The sequence below is a fragment of the Bifidobacterium amazonense genome, from assembly GCF_018555435.2.
GTDB classification, from domain to species: Bacteria; Actinomycetota; Actinomycetes; order Actinomycetales; family Bifidobacteriaceae; genus Bifidobacterium; species Bifidobacterium amazonense.
The window spans coordinates 51,007-77,184 of sequence record NZ_JAFEJT020000005.1; the positions used below are offsets into that span (position 1 = coordinate 51,007).

The 26,178-nt window shown below is 66.3% G+C and carries 19 protein-coding genes; 6 read left to right on the forward strand and 13 right to left on the reverse strand.

Annotated elements, in window-relative coordinates:
- Window positions 1-608: 608 nt before the first annotated feature.
- Complete coding sequence (uxaC, locus tag JS533_RS02270; protein ID WP_241512937.1) at window positions 609-2,018, reverse strand: glucuronate isomerase; 1,410 nt, start codon at window positions 2,016-2,018, stop codon at window positions 609-611.
- A gap of 186 nt (window positions 2,019-2,204) precedes the next feature.
- Window positions 2,205-3,290, reverse strand: a complete 1,086-nt coding sequence (locus tag JS533_RS02275) for a LacI family DNA-binding transcriptional regulator (RefSeq protein ID WP_241512938.1) — start codon at window positions 3,288-3,290, stop codon at window positions 2,205-2,207.
- A 163-nt stretch (window positions 3,291-3,453) separates the two neighbouring features.
- On the opposite strand from JS533_RS02275, the gene JS533_RS02280 reads away from it, so the two are divergent.
- Entirely contained in the window at window positions 3,454-4,482 is a 1,029-nt protein-coding gene (locus JS533_RS02280) for a glycoside hydrolase family 43 protein (protein ID WP_241512939.1), read from the forward strand.
- A gap of 144 nt (window positions 4,483-4,626) precedes the next feature.
- Window positions 4,627-6,159, forward strand: a complete 1,533-nt coding sequence (locus JS533_RS02285) for a glycosyl hydrolase family 28 protein (RefSeq protein WP_241512940.1) — start codon at window positions 4,627-4,629, stop codon at window positions 6,157-6,159.
- A gap of 182 nt (window positions 6,160-6,341) precedes the next feature.
- Here the strand turns inward: JS533_RS02285 and JS533_RS02290 are convergent, their stop codons facing one another.
- From JS533_RS02290 to JS533_RS02320, 7 genes are all read right to left on the reverse strand, one after another.
- The gene (locus JS533_RS02290) at window positions 6,342-7,637 is read right to left on the reverse strand and encodes an amino acid ABC transporter permease (RefSeq protein WP_241512941.1); all 1,296 of its coding nucleotides are present in this window, start codon (window positions 7,635-7,637) and stop codon (window positions 6,342-6,344) included.
- 6 nt (window positions 7,638-7,643) lie between these two features.
- The gene (locus JS533_RS02295; RefSeq protein WP_241512942.1) at window positions 7,644-8,321 is read right to left on the reverse strand and encodes an amino acid ABC transporter permease; all 678 of its coding nucleotides are present in this window, start codon (window positions 8,319-8,321) and stop codon (window positions 7,644-7,646) included.
- 1 nt (window position 8,322) lies between these two features.
- Window positions 8,323-9,159 (reverse strand): glutamate ABC transporter substrate-binding protein, encoded by an 837-nt coding sequence (locus tag JS533_RS02300; protein WP_241512943.1) that lies wholly within the window; start codon window positions 9,157-9,159, stop codon window positions 8,323-8,325.
- 64 nt (window positions 9,160-9,223) lie between these two features.
- Window positions 9,224-9,988 carry an amino acid ABC transporter ATP-binding protein gene (locus JS533_RS02305; RefSeq protein ID WP_162834997.1) on the reverse strand — a complete coding sequence of 255 codons (765 nt, stop codon included), beginning with the start codon at window positions 9,986-9,988 and terminating at the stop codon, window positions 9,224-9,226.
- Window positions 9,989-10,151: 163 nt separating this feature from the next.
- Window positions 10,152-10,703: a YbaK/EbsC family protein gene (locus JS533_RS02310; RefSeq protein ID WP_241512944.1), complete on the reverse strand. Its 552-nt coding sequence runs from the start codon at window positions 10,701-10,703 to the stop codon at window positions 10,152-10,154.
- Window positions 10,704-10,839: 136 nt separating this feature from the next.
- Entirely contained in the window at window positions 10,840-12,213 is a 1,374-nt protein-coding gene (locus JS533_RS02315) for an MATE family efflux transporter (RefSeq protein ID WP_241512945.1), read from the reverse strand.
- Window positions 12,214-12,272: 59 nt separating this feature from the next.
- Window positions 12,273-14,786, reverse strand: a complete 2,514-nt coding sequence (locus JS533_RS02320) for an excinuclease ABC subunit UvrA (RefSeq protein WP_241512946.1) — start codon at window positions 14,784-14,786, stop codon at window positions 12,273-12,275.
- A 223-nt stretch (window positions 14,787-15,009) separates the two neighbouring features.
- Between JS533_RS02320 and JS533_RS02325 the strand changes: the two genes are divergently transcribed.
- Window positions 15,010-16,206 carry a MalY/PatB family protein gene (locus tag JS533_RS02325; protein ID WP_241512947.1) on the forward strand — a complete coding sequence of 399 codons (1,197 nt, stop codon included), beginning with the start codon at window positions 15,010-15,012 and terminating at the stop codon, window positions 16,204-16,206.
- Between the two features lie 109 nt (window positions 16,207-16,315).
- Here the strand turns inward: JS533_RS02325 and JS533_RS02330 are convergent, their stop codons facing one another.
- Both JS533_RS02330 and JS533_RS02335 read right to left on the reverse strand, forming a co-directional pair.
- A complete protein-coding gene (locus tag JS533_RS02330; protein ID WP_241512948.1) occupies window positions 16,316-17,359 on the reverse strand; it encodes a zinc-dependent alcohol dehydrogenase family protein in 1,044 nt (347 codons plus the stop codon).
- Between the two features lie 142 nt (window positions 17,360-17,501).
- Window positions 17,502-18,182 (reverse strand): DedA family protein, encoded by a 681-nt coding sequence (locus JS533_RS02335; protein ID WP_241512949.1) that lies wholly within the window; start codon window positions 18,180-18,182, stop codon window positions 17,502-17,504.
- 221 nt (window positions 18,183-18,403) lie between these two features.
- Between JS533_RS02335 and JS533_RS02340 the strand changes: the two genes are divergently transcribed.
- Together JS533_RS02340 and JS533_RS02345 are read left to right on the forward strand one after the other, a co-directional pair.
- On the forward strand, window positions 18,404-19,984 hold the full coding sequence (locus tag JS533_RS02340; protein WP_241512950.1) for an adhesin: 1,581 nt from the start codon (window positions 18,404-18,406) through the stop codon (window positions 19,982-19,984).
- 134 nt (window positions 19,985-20,118) lie between these two features.
- A complete protein-coding gene (locus tag JS533_RS02345) occupies window positions 20,119-20,967 on the forward strand; it encodes a hypothetical protein (RefSeq protein ID WP_241512951.1) in 849 nt (282 codons plus the stop codon).
- A 365-nt stretch (window positions 20,968-21,332) separates the two neighbouring features.
- On the opposite strand, the gene JS533_RS02350 is transcribed toward JS533_RS02345, so the two are convergent.
- Together JS533_RS02350 and JS533_RS02355 are read right to left on the reverse strand one after the other, a co-directional pair.
- Window positions 21,333-21,800, reverse strand: a complete 468-nt coding sequence (locus tag JS533_RS02350; protein ID WP_241512952.1) for a MerR family transcriptional regulator — start codon at window positions 21,798-21,800, stop codon at window positions 21,333-21,335.
- A 3-nt stretch (window positions 21,801-21,803) separates the two neighbouring features.
- Window positions 21,804-24,044, reverse strand: coding sequence for a GTP-binding protein (locus tag JS533_RS02355; protein ID WP_241512953.1), 2,241 nt, complete (start codon window positions 24,042-24,044; stop codon window positions 21,804-21,806).
- Window positions 24,045-24,280: 236 nt separating this feature from the next.
- On the opposite strand from JS533_RS02355, the gene ilvD reads away from it, so the two are divergent.
- On the forward strand, window positions 24,281-26,143 hold the full coding sequence (gene ilvD / locus JS533_RS02360; protein ID WP_241512954.1) for a dihydroxy-acid dehydratase: 1,863 nt from the start codon (window positions 24,281-24,283) through the stop codon (window positions 26,141-26,143).
- Window positions 26,144-26,178 lie beyond the last annotated feature (35 nt).

Consider the following 26,178-nt stretch of genomic DNA (forward strand, 5'->3'; position numbering starts at 1 on the left):
CAAAGAAGCCCAACGCGGCAAAACCAACAGACCTCCACCGCATTGCCCCGCTGAAACCCCTCCTCGCGAGGCAAAACCAACAGACCTTCACCGTATTGCCCCGCCAAGGAAGCCCAGCGAAGCAAAACCGACAGACCTTCACCTCATTACCCCGCAGAAACCCCTCCCCGCAAAGCAAATTCAACAGACCTTCAACGCTTCGCCCCGCAGAAGCCCCTCCTCGCGAAGCAAAACCGGCAGACCTTCACCGCATTGTCCCGCCAAAGAAGCCCAGCGAAGCAAAACCGACAGACCATCTCCTCATTACCCCGCAGAAACCCCTCTCCGCGAAGCAAATTCAACAGACCTTCACAGCATTGCACCGCCAAAGAAGCCCAGCGCAGCAAAACCGACAGACCGTCACCTCATTACCCCGCCAAGGAAGCCCAGCGCGGCAAAACCAACAGACCTTCTCTGTTTTACCACGCCAAGCATCCTCTCAGCGTGGCAAAACAGAGAAGGTCTAACATAATTGCCCCGCAGAGACATGCAGAGGCACATCGCAGAGGCATTACGGGGACATGCCCTGCAAAGATCAGAAGATCAAAAAACCGCCTCAGCGAAAAGATTCACGCAAACAGCGCCTTGGCGTTGTTGAAGGAGATGTCGCGCACGAGCCCGCCGAGCCACGCCTCGTCAGACGGAATCTCGCCGCGTTCGGCCCATTCGCCGAGCAGCTCGCATAGGATGCGGCGGAAGAACTCGTGGCGGGGGAAGCTCAGGAAGCTGCGCGAGTCGGTGGTCATGCCCACGGCGTTGCCGAGCAGCGATTCCTCGGCCATGACTTCGAGCTGGCGGCGGATGCCGGCCCTCGTGTCGTTGAACCACCAGGCGTTGCCGAGCGCGAGGCGTTGGCGCACGCCGCCGCCCTGATAGCAGCCCATGACCGCGGCGATGGGCAGATAGTCGTTCGGGTTGAGCGAGTAGATGAGCAGCTTCGGCACTCCCCCGCGCCGCGACGCCGCGTCGAGCAGGCGGGCGAGCGGTTCGGCGACCGGGCGGTCGTTCAGCGCGTCGAAGCCGGTGTCGGGGCCGTGCCCGGCGAATCCGCGGGTGCTGACGTTGCGCATCGCGTGCAGGTGCAGCTGCATGGTCCAGCCATGGTCGGCGAACACCGACATGAGACCGACCAGCAGCGCGGTGCGGAACTGCGAGGCTTCCAGCGCGTCAAGCCCGCGGCCGGCGCGCGCCTTGTCGAGGATGCGGTCGAGTTCGGCGGGGGTCGCCTCGTCGTAGGTGACCAGATCGGCGGCCTGATCGGACAGGCGTGCCCCGTGCTCGTGGAAGAAGTCGACGCGTTCGGCGAGCAGTGCCATCAGCGAATCAAAGCCGGTCACGCGGTCGCCGCACGCGGTTTCGAGCCGTTCCACCCATTCGCCGAATCCGGGCTTGTCGGGGTTGAGCGCCTTGTCGGGGCGCATGGCGGGCAGCATGCGGAACGTGTCGCCGCCGTCGGCCGCGAACCGTTCGTGCCATGCGAGGTCGTCGGCCGGATCGTCGGTGGTGCAGATCGTGTCCACGTGCATGCGCCGCAGCAGGGCGCGCCGCGTGAAGTCCGGCCCGGCGAGCATGGCGTTGGTTCGTTCGTAGATGTCGCGCGCGGTGCGCGTGTTGAGCGTGTCCGTGATGCCGAAGTAGCGGCGCAGTTCCATGTGCGTCCACAGGAACACGGGGCTGCCGACGGCGCGTTCCATGGTGGCCGCGTAGGCCTGGAACTTGTCCCACGGGTCGCCGGATCCGGTGATGAGCTCTTCGGGCACGCCGTTGGCTCGCATGAGCCGCCACTTGTAGTGGTCGCCGTAGTTGGAGCCGTCGGTGAGCCAGGCCTCGACGATGTCGTCGAAATGCGGGTCGAGATAGATTTCCTCGGGGTGCAGGTGGCAGTGGTAGTCCACGATCGGCATGGCGGCCGCGTAGTCATGGTAGAGGGTTTTCGCCGTATTCGTGGTGAGCAGGAAATAGTCGCTGAGAAAGTCCATGGTCCGTCCTTTGCACGTGCGGTGTCGTCCGGGCGGGCGCCCGGCCGGTCGGCCGGGACCATCGCCGGCCGATGATGACGTCATCGTAGAAACGTCGCGCACGCGTAGGGTCTTTTGTTGCCAGCGTTTGCGAACGGTCGTATGATGCCGCGCATCGTCGCGCGACAGCCGCCATGCGCGCGAACGTCACCGCGCGTCGGCGATGCTCGCGCGTTCGGTCAGCGACGACGGCACGGTGATCCGTCCCGGCACCGGCTCTCCTGCGAGGCGCCGCAGCAGGATGCGCGCCGCGTATGCGCCGAGTTTCGGCACGGACAGGTTGATGCTGGCGATTGCCGGATCGCAGATGCGCGCGACCACGCCGTCGTCGAATCCGAGCAGCGAGTAGTCGTCCGGGCAGCGTACGCCGCGGGCGCGCATGGCGGCCATGAATCCGGCGGCCATGAGGTCGTTGTGCGCCACCACGGCGTCGGTGGGCGATGCAACGTAGCGTTCCGCCGCCGCGGCCCCGCCGTCGAAGGTGGGCGGGTTCGGCCACAGGCGGCGAACGGTCACGCCATGCCGCTCGCACGCGGCCTTGAGCGTTTTCCACCGCACGCCGGCGGACCACGAGGCGGCCGGCCCGTCCAGATACGTGACGCGTCGATGCCCGTGGTCGGTCAGGCATTGCAGCGCCTGATCGATGCCGGATCGCACGTCCACGACCACGCTGGGCACGCCGCGCACCTCGCGGTTGACGACGACCAGCGGCCTCGTCTGCGCGCATTTGCGTATCGTCGCGTCGGGCATGCGCGAGCCGGCCAGCACCATGCCGTCGGCGTATGGGGCAAGGCGGTCGAACGCCTCGCGTTCGGCGCGCGCGTCCTCCCGCGATTCGGCGACCATGAGCGAAATGCCGTCGCCCTGCAGTTCGCGCTGTACACCGCGCATGATGGTGGAGAAGAACTGGTTGGCGATGTCCGGCACGATGATGCCGACAAGTTTGGTCGGCTTGCCTGCCGGACGGCTTTCGACGCGATCGTCGTGGTATCCGAGCCGTTCGGCCGCGTCGAGGATGCGCTTGACCGTCGCCGTGCTGACACGGTCCGGCAGCGCGAACGCGCGCGAGACGGTCGACGGCGATACGCCGGCGAGCGCCGCGACGTCGCGGATGGTGACGCGATGAGGGGCGTGAGGCGCGTCTGCCGGCGACGGCGATGCCGGACGTCCGGGCATCGTCGTCGCTGCGCCGGTGTCATCTTCATCGTCGCGCCGTTCGTTTCCGTCCGTCATGTCGCCTCCCGTCAGATGTTCGTCAAGTTTCTGCCGGACATGCCGTTCCGCAGCAGGTTTTCCGCTGTATCGCCCGTCGTGTCCGCAACAGCCGACCGTCATATGTAACGATATAATAAACGTCGGTTCCATCTCACGATACCTCGACGCAAAGGAGCACGACATGACCGAGCCGACCACCGACTATCTGTTCGTCCATTTCACCGGATTCGAGCAGTCCCCCGACGACGAGCAGCTGTACTTCGCGCTCAGCCACGACGGCCGCGTCTGGCACGACCTGCGCAGGCACGGCGATCCCGTGCTGCGTTCGGAGCGGTTCGAGCACGGCGTGCGCGACCCGTACATCATCCGCGAGCCGAACGGCACCGGCTTCACGATTCTCGCCACCGATCTGAGCGTGTATCACCGCCACGGCTGGAACGGCACGATCAACCATGGCAGCACGCGGCTGGTCGTCTGGCATTCCGACGATCTGATCGACTGGGGCGAGCCGTGGTATCCGGACGTCGCCTCGCCGATTCCGGGAGCCGGATGCGCGTGGGCGCCCGAGGCGATCTGGGACGAGGAGCACGGCTGGTATGCGGTGTATTTCGCGGTCGGCGCGGACATGAGCACCACCGACCTGCAGCCCGACGAGCCGAACGGTTCGATGAACATGTACATGACCACCACGCGCGATTTCCGCGAGTTCACCACGCCGGTCAAGTGGATCGACTACACGGGCGCCGCGCTCGACACGACGGTGATCGCGGCGAACGGCCGCTTCTACCGCGCGTCCTCCACCGAGGGCGGCATTCCGCTGGAAACATGCTCCGACCTGTACGCGCCGTCGATCGGCCACGACACGACCGGCCGCGCCGACCGCTGGCAGGGCATCGCGACCGTGGCGGGCCTGTTCCCCGACGGCGACTGGTTCGGCAAGCTCGAGGGCCCTGAACTGTTCCTGCGCAACCGCACCGACTGGCGGCCGGGCGCCGACGGCGAGCCGACGCCGACGTGGGGTCTCATGTGCGACCAGTTCCGCGAGTCCAAGGGCTACATCATGTTCTCCACGACCGACCTGGACGATGCGACGGGCGCCGCGTGGCTGACCGAGAACATCGACTTCGGCACGCTGGTCAAGCGGCACGGTTCGATTCTGCCGATCACCGCGGCCGAGGCGGCGCGCCTGCGCGAGCGCATCGCGCGCTGAACGGCGGTCGATTTCAGCGGAAGTTTCGGCAAACCGTGGCAACAGTTTGCCGCCGGTTCATCCGACGTTGGTAGCGTAACCATGTATGGAACAACGGGCTTTGCAGCCCGAATACGCTAGACGCACGACACAAAAGAGGCATACATGGCTGAGGCAACGTTGCAGTACACGGCGACGCACGATTCGCTGACGGTATGGTGGGATCGGCCGGACGACGCAGGCGCCGAGCGACGCTACCGCGTGATGGTCAACGGCGAGATGGAACGCGAGACGACCGTGACGCATTGCGTGATCCGCGGCCTGCAGCCGTCGCAGACGTACCGCGTCGCCGTGCGGGTCGACGCCGACGGTTCCGGCCGATTCCACGGTCTGGCGAGCGTCGAGGCGCGCACGGCCGACGTCAAGCGCGTGATCGACGTCACCCAGCCCCCGTACTATGCGCTCGGCGATGGGCGCAAGCTCAACACCCACGCCATTCAGCAGGCGTTGGACGACTGCGACGCCGACTCGGTCGTGGTCGTGCCGGCCGGCACGTTCCTGACCGGCGCGCTGCGCATGCACTCGCACACCGAGCTCGTCGTCTCGGCAGACGCGACATTGCAGGGCACCACGGATCCGGCCGACTACGAGCCGTACATCCGCAGCCGGTTCGAGGGCATCGAAATGGACTGCCTGTCGAGCCTGATCAACATCGGCGAACTCGACCACGACGGCCCAGCCAACGTCACCGACGTGACGATACGCGGCGAAGGCGCGATATTGAGCGGCGGGCGCGAACTCATGCGCAACGTGATCGAACGCGAAAAGCAGCGCATCCGCGACGGCCGGTCCACCGCGCCGGCTGCGGTCGGCCGCCCGGACGGCGACGACACGGTGCCGGGACGTGTGCGTCCGCGTCTGATCAACATGAGCAACGCCAGCCGCGTCACGATCGCTGGGCTCACGCTCGGCCAGTCGGCCAGCTGGAACGTGCATATGATCTACAGCGACCATATCGTCACGTACGGCTGCACGTTCCGGTCGAAGGGCGTGTTCAACGGCGACGGCTGGGATCCGGATTCGTGCGAGGACTGCACGGTTTTCGACTGCACGTTCGAGACGGGCGACGACGCGATCGCGATCAAGTCCGGCAAGAATCCGGAAGGCAACGTCATCAACCGGCCGTGCCGGAACATCCGCATCTTTGACTGCCGGGCCGAGTTCGGCTTCGGCATCACGCTCGGCTCGGAAATGTCGGGCGGCATCGCAAACGTGCGCATCTGGGACTGCGACATGTCGCGCACGTCGTTCGGCCTAGAGATCAAGGCGACGCGCAAGCGCGGCGGCTACGTGCGCGACGTGCGCGCGTACGACAGCACGTTCTCGCACATCCAGCTGCACGGCGTGCCGTACAACGACGACGGCGAGGATTCCGGACAGGTGCCGGTGTTCGAGGACATGCTGTTCGACAACGTGCGCATCGAGGATCGCTTCCCCGCCGCCGGAGACTCGCGCGGCAAGGGTCGCGACATCGAGGTGTGCGGCTTCGATGCGAAGCATCCGGCGCACGACATCGAGTTCCGCAATCTCACAATCGCGCCGACGCAGGCCGGCGACATCGACCCGAACGCCAACGGCATGGGCAACATCCGGCTGCGGTTCGCGCGCAACATCGGCTTCACCGGCGACTGCGCGTAAGCCCGCCGACGGGCAAGCCTGCCCGGCTGCGCAGGCGTCTTGCGGGGCCGCTCCCAATGGCGGCCGCAGATAGCAGCCGCATAGCATATAGGGCGGGCGCTGGTCCCATAAGGATCAGCGCCCGCCCTGTTTGCCGTCATCCGATCGGATCGGCCGAATCGGCCGCCCCGTCATCCGGCCGGTCAGATCTTCGGCCGGTGCGGACCGATGCCCGGGTGGCTCTGGTGCCCTTCCGGATTGGTGTGGCCCTTGCCGACGTCGTTGCCGTGGTTGAACACGGCCTCGTTCTTCGGCATCGCGTCCGGCTTGGACGGCTTGTCGTCGCCGGAACCGCCCTTGCCGGAGCCGGACTTGGACTTGTCGATCGCGCCGACCTTGCCCGGCTTCTTCGACTTGCCCTTGCCGGCCAGCGCCGGGAATTCACCGGTGGCCGGATCGACCTGCGACTCGGGATGCGTCTCGTCGTAGCCCTGCTCGTAGCGCGTCTTGCGCCAATTGCGGATGGACGCGTTCGTGCCGCGATGGTGCACGTGGTACTGGCGCGGCGTGCCGCCGAGCGGCAGCTCCTTGACTTCCTTCGCGACGGCGATCTGGTTGACGTTCGACGGGTCCATGATCGCGATCGGCGCGACCGGCTCGGGTTCGGCCGGCGCGGCCGTGCGCTGCTGCATGCGCGCAGGCAGCCATTCGGCGAGTCGCGACAGCAGCCAGCAGGCGATGAAGTAGATCACCGCGGCCATGACGAGCGTCTGCAGGATGTTGAAGTACATCGAGCCGAGTCGGCGCGACTCCTGCAGCAGATCGGTGTACATGATGATCGAGCCGAGCGCGGTGTCCTTGAGCACGACGACCAGCTGCGTGACGGCGGCCGGTAGCATCGCGTACACGGCCTGCGGCACCTCGATCTGCATGAGCGACTGCGTTTCGGTCAGGCCCAGCGCCAGCGACGCCTCGCGCTGGCCGTTCGGCAGGTTGCCGACGCCGGAGCGCACCAGCTCGGCCACGACCGAGCCGTTGTACAGCACGAGCGCAAGCACGACGGCCCAGTACGAGGGGCTGTCCATGCCGGCGAACGCGAACAGTCGCCAGAAGAAGATCATGAGCAGCAGCACGGGCACGGCGCGGCAGAATTCGACGATCACGGCGGCGATCGCGCGCAGCACCGGATTCGGCAGCAGTCGTCCCACGCCGAACACCAGGCCGAACGCGACGGCGCCGACCACGGCCACGACGGTGGCCTTGACGGTCATCCACAGGCCAGGCAGGTAGAAGTCGGTCCACGCCTCGCGTTCGACCGCGGGCTTCCACAGCTCCCAGCTCAGCTGGTTCTCGCCGTCCGGCGGGTTGTGCAGGCGCATGAGGATGAGCACGATCACGAGCGCGAACAGGATGCCCGCGACCCAGTTGGCGATGCGGATGGTGCGGCGGCCCTTGGGACCGGGCGCGTCGAACAGTACGGAATTCGAAGTATCAGCCATGGCGGGTCACCTCCTGACCGCGAGCTTGTTGGACAGGTACGTGGTGAGCATGCCGATCGGGATGATCAGGATCACGTAGCCGAGCGCGAAGATCAGGAAGATCTGCACGATCACGTCCGGGCGGAATTCGATCATTTCGCTCATGAGCGACGACGTTTCGGTCGACACGGACGCCGCCGCGGCGACGGTCGAGTTCTTGAGCAGCGCGATCAGCGTGTTGCCGAGCGGCGCGACGGAGCCGCGGAACGCCTGCGGCAGGATGATCTGCGTCGCGGCCTGCATGAAGTTCAGTCCCAGCGCGCGTGCGGCTTCGGCCTGGCCGATCGGCACGGTGTTGATGCCCGAACGCAGCGATTCGCACACGAACGCGGCCGTGTACAGCGACAGGCCGGTCACGGCGAGCCAGAAGAAGTTCGTCGCGAACGTGTCGGAGAAGCTGAGCTTGAGCTGTGCGTACGCGCCGAGCACCATGAACACCATGATGATCGTCAGCGGCAGGTTCTTGAACAGTTCGACGTACGCGCCGGCCACGGCACGCAGCGACGAGATCGGTGAGATGCGCATCATGACGAGGATCACGCCGAGCACGGTGGAGAACAGGGCGCTCCACAGGGTCAGTTCGATGTTGACGAGGAACGCGCCGAGCACGTCGTAGGTCTGCAGCAGTTGGACGAATCCGTTCATGTCACGCCTCCCCTTCGGTCGGTTCCGGCGGGTTGTACTTCGCGTTCGGCTGGTACGAGGTGCCCTTGGTGTTGTCCTCGATGGCGCGCTGCCAGGCGCCGTCCTGGATCATGTCCTCGATGGCGGCGTTGATGCGCGCGGCGAGGCGCACGTCGCCCTTCTTGATGCCCACGCCGTAGTATTCCTGCGTGAACGGCTTGCCGACGACGCGCAGCTTGCCGCGCGAGGCGGAGGCGAGTCCGGCGAGGATGATGTCGTCGGTGGTCACCGCGTCGACGATGCCGGAGAACAGCGCGGTCGCGCATTCCGCGTAGCCGGGCTGTTCCATGAGCTGGACTTCGGACGCGAACTTCTCCTTGACGGTCTTGGCCGACGTGGAGCCGGTCACGGAGCACAGGCGCTTGCCGTCAAGATCCTCGGGGCCGTTGATCGAATGGTCGTCGTCGCGCACGAGCAGGTCCTGGCCGGCCACGAAGTACGGTCCGGCGAAGGAGACGGCCTTCTTGCGCTCGTCGGTGATGGAATAGGTGGCGAGGATCATGTCCACGTCACCGTTCTGGATCATCGCCTCGCGCTGCTTGGACGGGGCTTCCTTCCAGATGATCTCGTCCTCGGAGTAGCCGAGCTCCTTGGCGATGTACTTGGCCACGTCCACGTCGAAGCCGACGTACGTGCCGGACTTCTTGAAACCGAGGCCCGGCTGGTCGAATTTGATGCCGATGCGGATCTTGCCCGCCTCGTCCTCGCCGCATCCGGCGAGCGAGAACGCGCAGGCAAGCGCGGCCACGGCGGCCACGACGCGCGTGGCGGCGCGTTTGATGCTTGGTCTGAATATCATATTGCTTCCCTCAGTTGCTTCCTCAGGTGTTCCGCTGTCGCAATGCGATTACGCGATCAGGCGGTCAGTGGGTGAGGATCTTCGACAGGAAGTCCTTGGCGCGGTCGGTCTGCGGATGCTCGAAGAACTCGTCGGGCGTGTTCTGTTCGAGGATCTGGCCGTCGGCCATGAACACGATGCGGTCCGCGGCCTTGCGCGCGAAGCCCATCTCGTGCGTCACGCAGATCATGGTCATGCCCTCGTGGGCGAGTTCGACCATGACGTCGAGCACTTCGTTGACCATTTCCGGGTCGAGCGCGGAGGTCGGCTCGTCGAAGAGCATGACCTTCGGCTTCATGGCGAGCGCGCGGGCGATGGCGACGCGCTGCTGCTGGCCGCCGGAAAGCTGGGACGGCATCTTGTTCGCCTGCGTGGCGACGCCGACGCGGTCGAGCAGGTCCATGGCGAGGCGCTCGGCCTCCTTCTTGTCCATGTGGCGGACCTTGACGGGCGCGAGCGTGACGTTGTCGAGAATGGTCTTGTTGGCGAACAGGTTGAACGACTGGAACACCATGCCGACCTCGGCGCGCAGGCTGGCGAGCTCCTTGCCCTCCTGGGGCAGGGGCTTGCCGTCGATGCGGATGTCGCCGGAGTCGATGGTTTCGAGGCGGTTGATGGTGCGGCACATCGTGGACTTGCCGGAGCCGGACGGGCCGACAACGACGAGCACCTCGCCCTTGTTGACGGTCAGGTTGATGTCTTTGAGGACGTGCAGGTCGCCGAAATGCTTTTCGACGTGGGTCAGCTCGACGAGCGGACGGCCGGGTTCATCTCCCGGGACAAGCGGCATGGTGGGCCGCACTTCTTCTTTCTTATCGGACATAGCGGGCAGTATATCGACAGCATGTTACCGACTCAACCCCCGTCGTTCACCCCGCGGACAAGTGAACGTTCACATGGGGTCGTTTGCGACATGCGGCAGCAAACGGCCTCATGCCGCCGGTTCCGGCAGGTCAGACGCGCGGGTGGCCGAGCCCGGCCACGAACGTGACGCCGGGGATGTCGTCGAAGATCGACCCTTCGACCACGAGCTTCGACGGGCGGATGCCGCTGCCGAGATACAGCTTCGGGATCGACAGGATGTGCTGGTCGACGAGCAGCGGCCAGCTTTCGGGCAGCCCGATCGGCGACATTCCGCCGGATTCCATGCCGGTCGCCTCCACCGCGTCGGCGATGGGCGCGAAGCTGACCTTGCTGACTTCCAGCGTGCGCTTGACGACGCCGTTGAGGTCGGCGCGCGTGTCCGCGGTGACGAACGCGGCGGCGAACTGCGGCGGCGCCTTGCGGGTCTTGTGCGTGTGCACGACGACCACGTTGCCGGTTTGTTCAAATGGGATTCCGTATTTCGGACACCACAGGTCGGTGTCCGACTCCTCGTCGGAGTTGATCGTCACTCCCAAAATTTTGCGTTCCGGCACGCCGCGTTCGACCAGCCCCTTCAGCGCGTCGAACACGGGCGCCGCCAGCAGATCCCCATCATGCCAGTCAAGCAGTTCCAATGTCATCGAAGTCCTCCCCGCAAACTTGTTACGGGACAGCTTACCGGCGCGGACACGCACGCAACGCCGCGCGACTATAGGCGTTGCTTATGGCCGTCTATCAGCGGCTCGCCGATCGCGACGACCGCGCAACGCACGCACGTCAGCGTCCCGTTTCGCGCAGATCGTCGCGCAGGATGCGCCGCAGCACCGGCACGGTGACGGCGAACGAAAGGATGTCGGAGACGGACTGGGCCATCTCCACGCCGAGCACGCCAAAGAACTGCGGCAGGATCAGCACGACGGGCGCCAGGAACAGGCCCATGCGGCACACGGCGAGGAACGAGGCGATGCCGGTCTTGCCCATCGTCTGCGTGATCATGTTGCCCATCATGTTCACGCCGTTGACCACTACGGTCACGCATTCGAAGTGGAGCGCAGCCACGCCGACCTCCACCACGGCCGGGTCGGAGCGGAAGATCTCGACCAGCTGCGGCGCGAACAGCCAGACGAGCGTGCCGATCACGACGAGCACGGCGGTGGACAGGCGGATCACGAACCAGAACGCCTCCTTGACGCGCCCGTACAGCCCGGCGCCGTAGTTGTAGCCGCACACCGGCTGGAAGCCCTGGCCGAGGCCGATGATGACCGAGTTCGCGCCGAGCATGATGCGCATGACGATCGCCATGCCGGCGATGGCCGCGTCGCCGAACGGATTGGCGGCGATGTTCACGCAGGTCGTGGCGATGGAGCCCGCGCCCTGGCGCACGAGCGAGGGCAGGCCGCCGCCGACGATCTCGCGCATGAGCAGCGCGTCCGGCCTGCAGTTGCGCAGGGAGAGCTTCATGACGCCGAACCTGCGGCTCATCGTGGTCAGGATGACGAAGCTGACGGTCTGGCAGATGCCGGTCGCCAGTCCCGCGCCGAAGATGCCGAGATCCAGCACGAAGATGAACAGGGGGGCGAGCAGGAAGTTGAGCAGCGCGCCGGTGACGAGGCCGATCATGCCGAACGCGGACTGGCCCTGGTAGCGCAGCAGGCCGTTGAGCGCGAACGATCCGCACACGCACGGCGCGGCGACGAGGATCGGCGTCAGATACTGCACGGCATACGGCGCGATCGTATGCGTCGAGCCAAGCATGACGACGAGCGGGCGCAGCGTGACGAGGCCGATCGCGGCGACGGTCAGGCCGCACACGACCGCGCCCGTGAAGCCGACGGCAAGCAGACGCGCGGCGCGATCGTTGTTCTGCTTGCCGAGCTCGCGGCTCATGGAGTTGCCCGCGCCGTTGCCGAAGAAGAATCCGATGGCCTGCAGGATGGTCATGATGGAGAACGCGATGCCGATCGCGCCGGACTGCGCGGTGCCGAGCTGGCCGATGAAGAACGTGTCCGTGAGATTGTATGCGGTGGTGACCAGGTTCGAGACGACGGCCGGAATGCACAGCCGCAGGATGAGCGGACGGATCGGACTGCCCGTCATCTGCCGGTATTTCGCGTCCGCACTTGCCCTTTTGATCGCATGCATCTGAACCACGCCGCCACTCTACCACCCGCCCGGATAAGCCCGGGCAGGCCGGATGCATCACGGAACGCCTAACGCAGATATCGGCCGGTGATGCTGTCGGCGCACCGCGCGATCCGAGCCGGCGTGCCGACGGCGACCACGCGGCCGCCCGCCTCGCCGCCGCCCGGCCCCATGTCGATGATCCAGTCGGCGTTGGCGATCATGTCGAGATCGTGCTCGATCACCACCACGGTGGCGCCGGCGGCAACCAGCCGGTCGAACACGCCGAGCAGCACGCGCACGTCGAGCGGATGCAGGCCGATGGTCGGCTCGTCGAACACGAACACGGCGTCCGACTGCGCCTTGCCCATGTCGCCGGCCAGTTTGAGCCGCTGCGCCTCGCCTCCGGACAGGGACGGCGTCGGCTCGCCCAACGTGAGATAGCCGAGTCCCAGATCATGCAGCGTGGCGAGCCCGGCGTGCACTTTGCGCAGGTCGCCGGTCGCGCCCATCGCCTCGTCGACGCTCATCGCCATGAGCTGCGGCAACGTGAACTCCCGCCCGTCCTTGCCGCGGCGGCGGATGCGATCGGCTTCCGGCGAATACCGCGAGCCGCGGCAGTCCGGGCATTCGATGTCGACGTCCGGCAGGAACTGCACGTCAAGCGAGATCGATCCGGTGCCGTCGCAGGTCGGGCAGCGCAACCGGCCCGTGTTGTAGGAGAAATCGCCTGCCTTCCAACCGCCCTGCTTGGCTTCGTCGCAGCGGGCGAACGCGCGGCGCAGCTCATCGTGGATGCCGGCGTACGTGGCGACGGTGGAACGCACGTTCGCGCCGATCGGCGTCGCGTCGATCAGATTCGCCCGGCGGATGCCGTCGGCTTCCAGCGAATGCACGTGCGCGGGCATCGTCTCCCCCGCCGCCCAGGCCTTGAGCGCGGGAATCAGCGTTTCGAGCACCAGCGTGGTCTTGCCGGAACCGGACACGCCGGTCACCGTCACGAGCCGGCCGCGCGGAATGTCGACGGACAACGGCCTGACCGTGTGCAGACGGCCGGTTTCCAAGTGGATGCGGCCAAGGTCGAACACATGAGCTTCGTCTACGGTCGGACGCACGCGCTGCGGCCGGTCTTCGACGAGAAACGGCGCGATGCGGCTGCCGGGCGTCGCTTCGACGTCGCCGACCGTGCCCTGCGCGATCACGCGGCCGCCGCCCGCGCCCGCCACCGGACCCATTTCGATGAGGTGATCAGCCGCCTTGAGCACGCGCACGTCATGGTCGACCACCACGACCGAATTGCCGTCCGCGACCAGATCGCGCATCACGCCGAGCAGGCCGTCCACGTTCGACGGATGCAGGCCGATGGACGGCTCGTCGAGCACGTACAGCACGCCCGTGGTGCGGTTGCGCACGGCTCGGGCAAGCTGCACGCGCTGGCGTTCGCCGGTGGACAGCGTGGCGCCGGCGCGGTCCAGCGACAGGTAGCCGAGGCCGAGTTCGAGCAGCCGCTTTGCCGTGTCGAGGAACGATTCACCGATGTTCGCGGCCATCCGCCGCATGTCGGCCGGCAGCGCGTCCGGCACGCCGCGCACCCACGACACGGCCTCGTCCAGGGTCATGGCGGTCGCCTGCGCAAGATCGACGCCGCGCACCTGCGGAGCCCTGGCGCGGGCGCTCAGACGCGTGCCGCCGCAGTCGCGGCACGATGATTCCTTGAGGAACCGCGCCACGCGCCTGAGCCCCTTCTCGTCCTTGGCCTTGGCGAGCGCGTTTTCGACCGTGTAGACGGCGTTGTAATAGGTGAAGTCGAGTTCGGCGAAGTCGTCGCCCTTCTTCGGCCGGTACAGGATGTGCTTTTTGACGGCCGGCCCGTTGAACACGATGTCGCGCTCTTCGGGGGTGAGCTCGCGGAACGGCACGTCGGTGCGCACGCCCATCGCGCCGCACACCTGCTTCATGAGATCCCACATGAGCGAACCCCACGGCAGCACGGCCCCGTCGTCGATGGACTTGCTTTCGTCGGGCACGAGCGCGGCGCGGTTCACCTCGCGCACGATGCCGGTGCCGGAACAGGTCGGGCATGCGCCGCCCGAATTGAACGCGAGGTCCTCGGCGCCGGGCGCGCGGAACCGTTCGCCGCAGGATGCGCAGACGATGGGCAGGTCGGCGGCGACGTTGATCGTCGGTTCGTTGCGCGCGCCGCAGTGCGGGCACACGTGCCCGGCGCAGCGGGAGAACAGGAGACGCAGGCTGTTGAGCAGCTCGCTCATCGTGCCGAACGTGGACCGGATGCCGGGCACGGCCGGCCGCTGGTGCAGGGCGAGCGCCGCCGGCACGTACCGGACGTCGTCGACCTGCGCGCGCCCGGCCTGCGTGAGCCGCCGGCGCGTGTACGTGGACAGGGCCTCGAGGTATCGCCGCGATCCTTCCGCATACAGCACTCCCAGCGCGAGCGAGCTTTTGCCCGAGCCGGACACGCCGGCGATGCCGACCATCCGGCCCAGCGGCACGTCCGCGTCGACGTTCTTCAGATTGTGCACGCGCGCCCCGCGCACTTCGATCGCCTGCGGCTTGTCGCCGCCGTTCCCCGTCCGTTCGTTCATGCCCACCATTCTAGGAACCGCCGTCTCGGCGAAGGAACCGCGTTCCGGCCGCGTTCCTTCGTCCGCGTTCCTTCGCCCCGCGTTCCGACAGTGTTCCGCCTGCGCTCGCCGGCCGCATGCCCGACGCGATCAAACCGTCATGCGTTCGGTGAACGCATCGCCCGGAATTGGTATGCTTCTGCGTGAAACCTGTTCTGTTGCAACGTGTTTGGGGTGTGGTCGCATGTTCGATTTCGATGCGCCGGTGGACCGGTCGGGAACGTATTCGCTCAAGTGGGAGGAGGCCGGCGACGCGCTGCCGATGTGGGTCGCGGACATGGATTTCCGGACCGCGCCGGCGATCCGCGAGGCGCTGCGGCGCAGGCTCGACCATGGCGTGTTCGGCTATTCGATCGTGCCGGACGAGTGGAGCCGCGCGTACGTCGACTGGTGGGGTTCGCGGCACGGTCTGGCTATCGACCCGGAATCGCTGATCTTCACGACGGGCGTGATTCCGGCGATCTCGAGCATGGTGCGCAAGCTGACCACGCCGGCTGAGAACGTGGTCATTCAGACGCCCGTGTACAACATCTTCTTCAATTCGATTCTCAACAACGGCCGCAACGCGCTTGAGTCGCCGCTTGCCTACGACCACGGGTCCGGCCGCTACGCGATCGACTGGGCCGATCTGGAGACGAAGCTCGCCGACCCGCAGACCACGCTGATGATCCTGTGCAATCCGCACAATCCGACCGGCATGATCTGGGACCGGGACACGCTCGCCCGCATCGGCGAGATGTGCTGGGAGCATCACGTCACGGTGATCAGCGACGAGATCCACTGCGATCTGACCGACCCGGGCGTCTCGTACGTGCCGTTCGCGTCCGTGAACGAACGGTGCGCGTCGATTTCGGCGACGTGCATGGCGCCGACGAAGGCGTTCAACATCGCCGGCCTGCACACGGCGGCCGTGATGGTGCCCGATCCGACGCTGCGGCACAAGGTGTGGCGCGGCCTCAACACGGACGAAGTGGCCGAGCCGAACGCGTTCGCGATGGACGCGACGATCGCCGCGTTCGGGCAGGGCGGCCCGTGGCTGGACGAACTGCGCGCGTATCTGGCCGGCAACAAGCGCGAGACCGCGCATATGATCGACGACTGCAACGCCGCCGTTCCGGCCGACCGGCGCGTCACGCTGGCGAGCGGCCCGGCCACGTACCTGCTGTGGCTGGATTGCTCCGCGTTCGTGGGCGAGGGGAAGCGTTTCGCCGATACGAACGGCCTGTGCGACTGGCTGAAGCGCGAGCACAAGGTGCTCTTCTCCCCCGGCGCCCAGTTCGGCGGCAACGGCCGCGACTTCATCCGCATCAACGTCGCCTGCCCGCGCGCGCGGCTGCGCGAGGCCATCGGCCGTCTCGCCGACGGGCTCAAGAGCCTCTGACGCCGCGTTCGGCCGGCCGCGAACGGCAAACGGGCGACGGGAAAATCGATAGACAACGACTTTCCCGTCGCCCGTTCCCGTTTTTCGGACGGCGGCGCGAGGACCGCGATCAGAAGCGGATGAGGGACTTGATGACCTTGCGGGCGTCCATGTCCTCGTAGGCTTCCTGAATGTGGTCGAGATCGTATTCGCCGGTGAACACGCGTCCGGGGTTGATCTCGTGATTCAGCACCGCGTCGAGCAGGCCGGCGTGCAGGTCGTAGTGGCGCACCGGGGCCGGGCCGCCCTTGACGCCGATGTTGCGGCCGAACGTGCCTTCGGCGCTGATCGTGGCGTAGTGAGGCAGGCCCACGCGGCCGATCACGCCGCCGGCGCGCACGAGGCCCATCGCCGTGTCGAACGACTGCTCGGAGCCGACGCATTCGAGCACGGCGTCCGCGCCGTAGCCGCCGGTCATGGCCAGCACCTTGTCGATCGCGGCCTGATCGCGTTCGGCCACGATGTCGGTCGCGCCGAACTCGCGGGCGACGGCCGCGCGGTCCTCGTGTCGGCTCATCGCGATGATGCGGGCCGCCCCGCGCATTTTCGCGGACAGCACGCCGCACAGGCCGACCGCGCCGTCGCCCATCACCACCGCCGTGTCTCCCGACTTGACCTCCGCGGACGCGGCCGCATGGTAGCCGGTCGACATCACGTCGGAGATCGTCAGCAGCGAGGCGAGCGTCGCATCGTCGTAATCCTCCGGCTTGCCCGGAATCTTCACGATCGTGCCGTCGGTTTCCGGCACGCGCACGTATTCGGCCTGATTCGAGCCGAAGTAGCCGCCGTGCGGGCACACGGACTCGAAACCGGCCTTGCACACCGGGCACACGCCGCAGCTGTACGGGAACGGCAGAATCACAAAATCGCCCGGCTTGACGGACGTGACGGCCGAACCGACCTCTTCGACCACGCCGATGCCCTCATGGCCGATCTGCGCGTGACGCTCGTGCGGCGAGAGCCCCCGGAAATACCACAGGTCGGAACCGCACACGCAGGTGCGCACCATGCGCACCACGGCATCCGTATCGGTCTCAAGACGCGCCTTCGGCACTTCCTCGACGGCCATGCGGCCCGGTTCCATGAAAATCGCGGCCTTCATCGTTTCGCTCATGTCATGCTCCTTGCATCAGGGATCCTGCTGTTTTGCCGAAACCGCGGCGGCACGTTCCGCAACGGTTCCGGCGATGGCATCAACGCTAAGAACTTCGAGCGCTCGAAGTAAAGCGCGCGACACGCCGAGCGACGCCGACGGGCTACGCGCGGGCCGCGGCCATGCGCGAACGGATCTTCATCACCGCGTACCAGACGACCAGCACGACGATCACCGCGGCGACCGCGACCTGGAACCGGTCGAGGAAGCCGAGGATGCCGCACCACTGCGCGCCAAGCAAATATCCGGCCATCACGAGAATCGTGTTCCACACGAGCGATCCGAGCGCGGTGAGCAGGGTGAACCGCAGCAGGTTCGTCTTCGCAATGCCGGCGGGAATCGAGATCAGGCTGCGCACGATCGGAATCACACGGCCGATCAGCACCGACGCGGAGCCGTAACGCGCGAACCAGTCGTTCGCCTTGTCGATGTCCGAAGCGTCGGTGAGCGGCAGCAAGTCGAACAGGCGGCGCATGCGTTCGGCGCCGATCGCGTACGCAATGCCGTACAACGCCCACGCGCCGATCACGGAACCGGCGGTCGCGCCGCCGATCGCCTCGACGAACGTCATATGGCCCTGCGCGGCGGTGAACCCGGCGAGCGGGAGGATGACCTCGCTGGGGATGGGCGGAAACAGGTTTTCGAGGAACACGGCCACACCGGTGCCGAGACCGCCCATGACGGTCATGAGGCCGACGAGCCAGTTGGTGATCGCGCCGATGAATCCGCCCGTGTCGACGGGGCAAGATGTGACGGGAGCGGCAAGAACAATATCAGTGATCATGGCTTCCACCGTACGGAGGCGCCTCTTAGGCGGCGCTAATCGACGCCGCACAAGGCAAAGGGACCTTCATGCGCGCACGGGTCCTGCACATCCAGCAAGCGTTCAGAAAACCTCCAGCGATTTGTTCCATGGCTTGGAGGCGACGTTTCGCGACATTGCAGGACGCCTTTCGGAAACGGTCGTTCAATAAGAGTCATCCAAACAAGCGAAAGGATGACACCATGAACAGGAACAGGCGCACTGCCACAGTCGCTCCGGTGATCGTCACCCGCAAGCTCGTCGCCCTCGCCGCGGCCGTCGCACTCGGCTCCGGACTCGTGGCGGGAGCCGGCGCCGCGGCGATCGTCAACCACAACTCCTCCTCCAGCCAGTCCCAAACCGGCATGGGCACCCCGCCCGGCGGCATGGGAGGCGCGAACACCATGAGCTACGACTACACCGGCTCCTACACCGCCTCTCTCACCGCGGACGGCAAGGACGTCGCCTCCTCCGACGACACCGAGGCCACCAAATCCGACCAGAACGCGGCGCTCGCCCAGAACGGCGGCACGCTCACCATCACCGACGCCACGCTCACCAAGTCCGGCGACTCCGACAACGCCGACAACAACAACTTCTACGGCACCAACTCGATCTCGCTGACCGTCGGCGAGGGTTCGAAAACCGTCATCTCCGGCAGCAAGCTCACCGCGTCCAGCTCCGGCTCGAACGGCGTGTTCGCCACCGACTCGGGCACCGCGCTCGTCTACGACACGACGATCAGCACCACGTCCGACAATTCGCGAGCGCTCGACGCGACCTACTCCGGCACGATCCTGGCCGGCAAGGTCACCGCCAGCACCAAGGACGATCACAGCGCGACCGCGGCGACCGACCGCGGCGGCGGCAGCGTGTCCGTCACCGATTCCGAGCTGAGCACGGCCGGCTCCGGCTCTCCGCTGCTGTACTCGACCGGCGACGTGCAGGTCGACAACGTGACCGGCACCGCGTCCGGCAGCCAGATCGCCGGCATGGAGGGTTACAACACGATCCTCATCAGCAACTCCACGCTGGAAAGCACGAACACCGGCAAGACCGGGTCCGACCCGATCGCCAACGGCGTGATCATCTACCAGTCCACGTCGGGCGACGCGGAAAGCTCCACCGGCGAGCACGCGACGTTCCAGGCGAAGGACTCCACGCTCAAGTCCGCGATCGAATCCGGCTCGATGTTCTACTTCACGAACACGACCGCCGACGTGGTGCTGAACAACACGACGCTTGACTTCGACACGAGCAGGGCGACGCTCATCAACGCGTCCGGCAACGACTCCAACAACTGGGGTTCGGCCGGATCGAACGGCGCGACGGTCACGTTCACCGGACGCGACCAGACGCTCGAGGGCGACGTGACGGCGGACACGATCTCGTCGGTCGACCTGTACCTGCTGGAAGGCTCGACATGGACCGGCTCGGCCTCGATCACCGAGAACTCGTCGGCCGCGAACGGCTCGACCAGTGACGCGCCGATCACAGTGAACGTCGACGGCACGTCAACGTGGGTGGTCACCAAGGACACGACGATTTCCGCGCTGAACGTCGCGTCCGGCGGCAAGGTCGTTGACGAGGACGGCAAGACGGTGACGATCGTCGCGAACGGCAAGACCGTGGTGTCCGGCGACAGCGGCATCACCGTGACCGTGACCGGCTCGTACTCCACGACCGTGGACGCCGGCTCCGATACGGAGCTTGCGACCGAGACGATTGACCGCTCCGACTTCGACAGCCAGTTCGGCACCAGCACCAGCTGGTCGATGAGCTGACGGCCAGCTCTCACGCCACGTGCGGCCTGGTCCGGGAAGTCCCGAATCCGAACCAAGCCGCCCCTTCCCTCTTCTGTTCACCTATCCGATATCACGAACGGCAAATCAACCTTCCTCCCCGAAAGGAATCCATCATGAGCAACAGCACCTTCAATCCGAATTCCAGCAACGGCACCGATCCGACCATGGCAGACGCCGACCGCACCGTGCCGCTGGCGACCAGCCACGCCGACGCTGCGGACGACGCGCAGCCGACGTACCGCACGTATCACAATGCGGCGCCGACCACGTCCGGGTTTGCGTCCGCCGGCGCCGCGAACGAGACCAACGACACTGCATCCGCCGCAGCATCCGCCGGCGGCGCCGACGCGCAGCACGCCGCGCAGGGCGAGGGACAGCAGTACGCGGCCGCGCAGGGCTATCCGCAGCAGCCGTACGGCCAGTACCCGCCGCAGTACGGACAGTACGGACAGTACGGTCAGAACGCGCAGGGCGCTTGGCAGCAGCCTCCGGTGTGGACCGCGCAGAACGCGACGGGAACAGGCGTTCCGGGAGTCCCGGGCGTGCCCGGGGTTGCGGCGGCGAACGGCGCTCCGCAGGGCAAGAAGGCGCTGGCGAAGGCGTGGGGCCTCGTCGCGGCCGTCTCGCTGGTATGCGGTCTGATCGGCGGAGGCATCGGCGCGTTCGCGGTGACCGAGCTCGTCGGCGACCGCGGCGGCTCCTCCAGCCAGCAGATGAACATGCAGATGCCCGGCGGTGGCATGGGCGGCCAGTCCGGCAACGGCCAGTCGGGCAATGGCCAGTCCGGCAACGGCATGGGAGGCGGCATCCCCGGCAGCGCGAACGGCCAGTCCGGCTCGTCCGACGGACAGTCAGCCGGTGGCCAGTCGTCCGATGGCCAGTCCGGATCCTCAAACGGCGGCGGCTCCAATGATTCGAGCAGCTATTACGGCTCCTCCAGCGACGATCTGATCGAATCCTGAGCCTGATCGCTTATCGAATGCGACAGACCGTGGCCGCAACCCATCGCCATGGATTGCGGCCACCAAAACGCCGGCAATACTCACTACGTGTAGCGGTTTCTCCCCTTCACCATTCTCTATCTCGCTTACGTGTAGCGGCCAATCGCGGCAACGCATAGTATGACGGGCAGCATTCCGACGCAACTACTGCCCGTAACGCAGACGAACCGCTACACGTAAGCGGGATGGATCTCGCACGAAGCAAGAAACCGCTACACGTAAGCGAAATGGAAGCCCACAATCACCTTCAACCCGTCGAAGCGGCTGCGAACCGCCTGTGCAGGTACGCAGCCGCATTGCTTATCCCGCCGAATCCCGTCGCGGAATCAGTCGGTGAAGATCTTGTCGCCGTAGTCCTTCCAGTCGGGGCGGGGCGTGCCGTCGCGCAGGCTGTCGCGGATGTCGCCGTAGAAGTGGAGCTTGCGCAGCACATGATGGTAGGCGGCTTCGAGCGCGCGGCGCTGCTCTTCGATGGCGACGCGGCGTTCGGCGAGCAGTTCGACCATGTCGTCGATGTGCTCGTCCTCGTTCGCCTCGTACATGAAGAAGCGCTTGATTTCGTCGATCGTCATGCCGGCGTCCTTGAAGCAGCAGATCGATCCGAGCCGCCACACATGCCATTGGCGGTAGACGCGCTGGCCGCTGGCCGTACGCTCCACGCCGGGCAGCAGGCCAACCTCCTCGTAGTAGCGCAGTGCGGAGGGCTCCATATGGAAGCGCTTCGCCATGTCGCGGATCGTATATCGGCGTTCGTCGCCGTTCTCGCAGCATTCGTCGGTCTCGTCATTCGCCATTGGTCAGTCCCCTCCCCGATCGTCGTTCCAGTCGGTCGCATAGTCGAGATGCTTGAAGTCCGGCACCTTGTACCACTTGACCGGATAGCCGGCCCCGTGCGCGCAGAACACCGAGTCCGGCGTGTTCTCCAGGTCGGATTCGGGGTCGTAGTCGGCCCGCGCGATCACCTCGTCGGCGTCGTGGCAGGGCCGGTAGCCGCCGAACGTGCAGGAGAGCCGGCCGAGCCCGTGCGTGTACGCGTTCACGTCCATCGCATAGTCGCGCATTTCGGACACCGGGCAGTCGCCTTCGAGCACCGCGTAGTCGCCGTCGGTCGTGACCGGGTCGAACGTGCCAGCCATGCGCTGCACGTCGGACATGGCGCGGCCGATCATGTCCTGCGGGATTTCCAGGCGGAACCGGTACCACGGTTCGAGCAGGCGGCACCAGCCGGGGTCGACCGGCATCGCGGACACGTCGCCGTCGCCCGCCGAACCGGGCTGATCGGCCATTCCGATCTTCGCGCCCGTCTTGCGATCGCGCGCGTTCGCCGCGTTCGCCCCGTCACCGGTCGTCGTTCCGGACTGATCCGCCGCGCCCGCCTTGCGATCGCGCGCAGCGGCATCGTCCGCACCGTCGTCAACCGCGCCCCGGCCGTATCCGGACACGTCGCCTTCCGCGCGCGCCATCATCAGGCCCTCGCGCACGGCGCGATACGTGGCCTGGCGGAAATCGCCGCCCTCGGTATGCTTTTCGTGCGCGCGTCCGGCCACGAGCGTGAGCCGCATGTCGGTGATCGGCGAGCCGGTGAGCACGCCCAGATGCTCCTTTTCGCGCAGATGCGTGAGGATGAGCCGCTGCCAGTTGCGCGCGAGCACGTTTTCGCTCACCGCGCTGGCAAAGCTCAGGCCGCTGCCCGGCTCGGCCGGTTCGAGCAGGATGTGCGCCTCGGCGTAGTGGCGCAGCGGCTCGAAATGGCCCACGCCCTCGACCGGATGCGTGATGGTTTCGCGGTACAGGATGCCGCCCGGCCCGAAGCCGATGTCGAGCCCGAACCGGTCGTACATGATCTGCTCGACGATTTCCAGCTGCACCGCGCCCATGAGCTGCACATGGATCTCCTGCAGGCGCGGCACCCACACGACGCGCAGCAGCGGATCCTCATCGTCGAGCTCGCGCAGCGCGACCAGGCACTTGTGCACGTCGTTGCCGCGCGTCTCGAGCGTGTACGTGAGCACCGGCTGCAGGCTCGGACTGCCCGCGTCCGGCTCGAAGCCGAGCCCTTCGCCAGGGAACGTGTGCGTCAGTCCGGTGACGGCGCACACCGCGCCGGCCGGCACGCGTTCGACGGTCGTGAACTTCGCGCCGGAGTAGACGCGCACCTGATCGGCCTTTTCGCTCCACGGATCGTCCGCGGCGTCCGTGGGGCCCGCCGGGTCGCCGGCTTCCGCCGCAGCATCGCGAGCATTGGTGAGCGTCATCTTCGCGCGCAGCTCGCCGCCGGTAACCTTCAGCCATGTCAGCCGGTTGCCCTGCGCGTCGTGCGAGATTTTGTAGATGCGCGCGCCGAACGCGTCGCCGTACCGCGGCTCGCGCACGTACCGTTCGAATCCGGACAGGAACTCGGCGATGCCGTCCATGCGCAGCGCGGATCCCCAGAAGCACGGGAACAGCTTGCGCTCGGCGATCATCCTGCGCACGTCGTCGTCGGATACGCGACCGTTCGCAAGGAACGCGTCGGTCGCGGCCTCGTCCTGCATCGCGACGTCCTCGGATTCCTCCGGTGCGACGTCGCCCTGAAAGTCGACGCAGCCGTCGCCGAACCTGCGCCGCAGCTGCGCGAGCAGGGCGACACGGTCCGCGCCCGGCGCGTCCATCTTGTTGACGAAGACGAACGTCGGCACACGGTAGCGCGCGAGCAGCCGCCACAGCGTCGCCGTGTGCCCCTGCACGCCGTCCGCGCCGGAGACGACCAGGATCGCATAGTCGAGCACGTTCAGCGTGCGTTCCGTTTCGGCCGCGAAGTCGACGTGGCCGGGCGTGTCGAGCAGGGTGAGTTCGAGATCGCCGGTTTCGATGACGGCCGGTTCGGCGAAGATCGTGATGCCGCGCGCGCGTTCCATCGCGTCGGTGTCGAGAAACGCGTCGCCGTGGTCGACGCGGCCGAGCTTGCGAATCGTGCCGGTGTCGTACAGCAGCGCTTCGGACAGCGTGGTCTTGCCCGCGTCCACATGAGCGAGGATGCCTGCGACGATGCGTTTCATACGATGATCCCGACTCCTTCCGTCATAGTTTCACAGCATGTTCCACGACGAGTTTCACGATATGTTTCACTGGTGTCCGATCGTGAACGGCCGCGACACACCAGCATACCCATCACGGCTCACCGCATATGCCGGAACGCAGGCCGCCGAACAACGGCAACGCGTAAACAATATGTGAATTCCACTATCCGAGTATTGACAACACCCGTGTCTCGATTAAGGGCTTGAATAGAGGCATGGCAGAAATGAGATCCGCGAAACTGATGAATGGGCGCGTATTCGCGGGCGCCCGAGCCCTCTACCGTGCCGCCGGTGTCGACGGCAAGGATTTCGGCAAGCCGATTATCGCCATCGCCAACTCGTTTGACGAGTTCCTCCCCGGCCACGTACACCTCAACAAGGTCGGCCGCATCGTCTCCGAGGCGATCAAGGAAGCCGGCGGCATCCCGCGCGAGTTCAACACGATGGCAGTGGACGACGGCATCGCCATGGGCCACACCGGCATGCTGTACTCGCTCCCCTCGCGCGACATCATCGCCGACACGGTCGAATACCAGGTGAACGCGCACTGCGCCGACGCGCTGATCTGCATCCCGAACTGCGACAAGGTCGTGCCGGGCATGCTCATGGCCGCGCTGCGCCTCAACATCCCGACGATCTTCGTCTCCGGCGGCCCGATGGAGGCCGGCACCACGGTGCTCGCCGACGGCACCGTCAAGAAGAACACCGATCTGATCTCCGTCATGTACGCGTCCGCCGACGACAACATCTCGGAAGAGGACCTGCTCAACTACGAGAAGACCGTGTGCCCGACCTGCGGTTCGTGCGCCGGCATGTTCACCGCGAACTCGATGAACTGCCTCACCGAAGCTATCGGCCTCGCCCTGCCGGGCAACGGCACGATCCTGGCCTCGCACGGCTTCCGCAAGGAGCTGTTCCGCAAGGCCGCGCGCGAAATCGTGCACATCGCGAACCGCTACTACAAGGAGGACGACGATTCCGTGCTGCCGCGTTCGATCGCGACCAAGCACGCGTTCGAGAACGCGATGACGATGGACGTCGCCATGGGCGGCTCCACGAACACCGTGCTGCACATCCTCGCGATGGCCCAGTCCGCGGACGTGGACTTCACGCTGGACGACATCGAGCGCATCTCGCACACCGTGCCGTGCATCTGCAAGGCTTCCCCGTCCGGCAAGTGGGAGATCTCCGACGTGCACCGCGCCGGCGGCATCACCGGCATTCTCGGCGAGCTCGACCGCGCCGGCAAGCTGCACCGCGACGTGCATTCGGTCGACTATCCGTCGCTCGAGGCCAAGCTGGACGACTGGGACATCATGCGTCCGACCTGCACCGAAGAGGCCAAGACCATGTACCATGCGGCGCCGGGCCACATCATCTCCCCGGAGCCGTGGACGCACGAGACGCTGTTCGACTCGCTCGACACCGACCGCGTGAACGGCGCCATCCACGACATCAACCACCCGGAGATCCACGAGGGCGGTCTGGCCGTGCTGCGCGGCAACCTCGCGCCCGACGGCTGCGTCGTCAAGACCGCCGGCGTGCCGGAGGAGATCTGGAAGTTCCGCGGACCGGCGCTGGTCGTCGAATCGCAGGAGCAGGCCATCGAGGTCATCCTCAACGACACGCTCAAGCCGGGCATGGCGCTGGTGATCCGCTACGAGGGTCCGAAGGGCGGCCCGGGCATGCAGGAGATGCTGTACCCGACCTCCTTCGTCAAGGGCAAGGGCATCGGCAAGCAGGTCGCCATGCTCACCGACGGCCGTTACTCCGGCGGCTCCTCGGGCCTGGCCATCGGCCACATCGCGCCTGAGGCCGCGAACAAGGGCCCGATCGCGCTCATCAAGAACGGCGACATCATCAACATCGACATCGAGAACCGTTCGGTGAACGTGGAGCTGACTGACGAGCAGCTGGCCGAGCGCCGCGCCGAGCTCGAGGCCGGCGACGGCTACGTGGCGCACCGCGACCGCAAGGTGTCGCAGGCGCTCAAGGCGTACGCCGCGTTCGCGCGTTCCGCCGACAAGGGTGCTACGCGTGACCCTGAGCTGATCAACAAGCTCTCCGGTCTCGCCTGATCGGCGTCTTGCACGATATTGAGAAAGCCCTCCCG

What these genes read in the sequence shown, in the direction of transcription:
- JS533_RS02285 (WP_241512940.1), top strand. Translation starts at nt 4,627, where the DNA reads ATGGCTGAGGCAACGTTGCAGTACACGGCGACGCACGATTCGCTGACG.
- JS533_RS02335 (WP_241512949.1), bottom strand. Translation starts at nt 18,182, where the DNA reads ATGATCACTGATATTGTTCTTGCCGCTCCCGTCACATCTTGCCCCGTC.
- JS533_RS02305 (WP_162834997.1), bottom strand. Translation starts at nt 9,988, where the DNA reads ATGCCGCTTGTCCCGGGAGATGAACCCGGCCGTCCGCTCGTCGAGCTG.
- JS533_RS02290 (WP_241512941.1), bottom strand. Translation starts at nt 7,637, where the DNA reads ATGGCTGATACTTCGAATTCCGTACTGTTCGACGCGCCCGGTCCCAAG.
- JS533_RS02345 (WP_241512951.1), top strand. Translation starts at nt 20,119, where the DNA reads ATGAGCAACAGCACCTTCAATCCGAATTCCAGCAACGGCACCGATCCG.
- JS533_RS02275 (WP_241512938.1), bottom strand. Translation starts at nt 3,290, where the DNA reads ATGACGGACGGAAACGAACGGCGCGACGATGAAGATGACACCGGCGCA.
- JS533_RS02350 (WP_241512952.1), bottom strand. Translation starts at nt 21,800, where the DNA reads ATGGCGAATGACGAGACCGACGAATGCTGCGAGAACGGCGACGAACGC.
- JS533_RS02300 (WP_241512943.1), bottom strand. Translation starts at nt 9,159, where the DNA reads ATGATATTCAGACCAAGCATCAAACGCGCCGCCACGCGCGTCGTGGCC.
- JS533_RS02330 (WP_241512948.1), bottom strand. Translation starts at nt 17,359, where the DNA reads ATGAGCGAAACGATGAAGGCCGCGATTTTCATGGAACCGGGCCGCATG.
- JS533_RS02295 (WP_241512942.1), bottom strand. Translation starts at nt 8,321, where the DNA reads ATGAACGGATTCGTCCAACTGCTGCAGACCTACGACGTGCTCGGCGCG.
- uxaC (WP_241512937.1), bottom strand. Translation starts at nt 2,018, where the DNA reads ATGGACTTTCTCAGCGACTATTTCCTGCTCACCACGAATACGGCGAAA.
- JS533_RS02340 (WP_241512950.1), top strand. Translation starts at nt 18,404, where the DNA reads ATGAACAGGAACAGGCGCACTGCCACAGTCGCTCCGGTGATCGTCACC.
- JS533_RS02310 (WP_241512944.1), bottom strand. Translation starts at nt 10,703, where the DNA reads ATGACATTGGAACTGCTTGACTGGCATGATGGGGATCTGCTGGCGGCG.
- ilvD (WP_241512954.1), top strand. Translation starts at nt 24,281, where the DNA reads ATGGCAGAAATGAGATCCGCGAAACTGATGAATGGGCGCGTATTCGCG.
- JS533_RS02325 (WP_241512947.1), top strand. Translation starts at nt 15,010, where the DNA reads ATGTTCGATTTCGATGCGCCGGTGGACCGGTCGGGAACGTATTCGCTC.
- JS533_RS02280 (WP_241512939.1), top strand. Translation starts at nt 3,454, where the DNA reads ATGACCGAGCCGACCACCGACTATCTGTTCGTCCATTTCACCGGATTC.
- JS533_RS02320 (WP_241512946.1), bottom strand. Translation starts at nt 14,786, where the DNA reads ATGAACGAACGGACGGGGAACGGCGGCGACAAGCCGCAGGCGATCGAA.
- JS533_RS02355 (WP_241512953.1), bottom strand. Translation starts at nt 24,044, where the DNA reads ATGAAACGCATCGTCGCAGGCATCCTCGCTCATGTGGACGCGGGCAAG.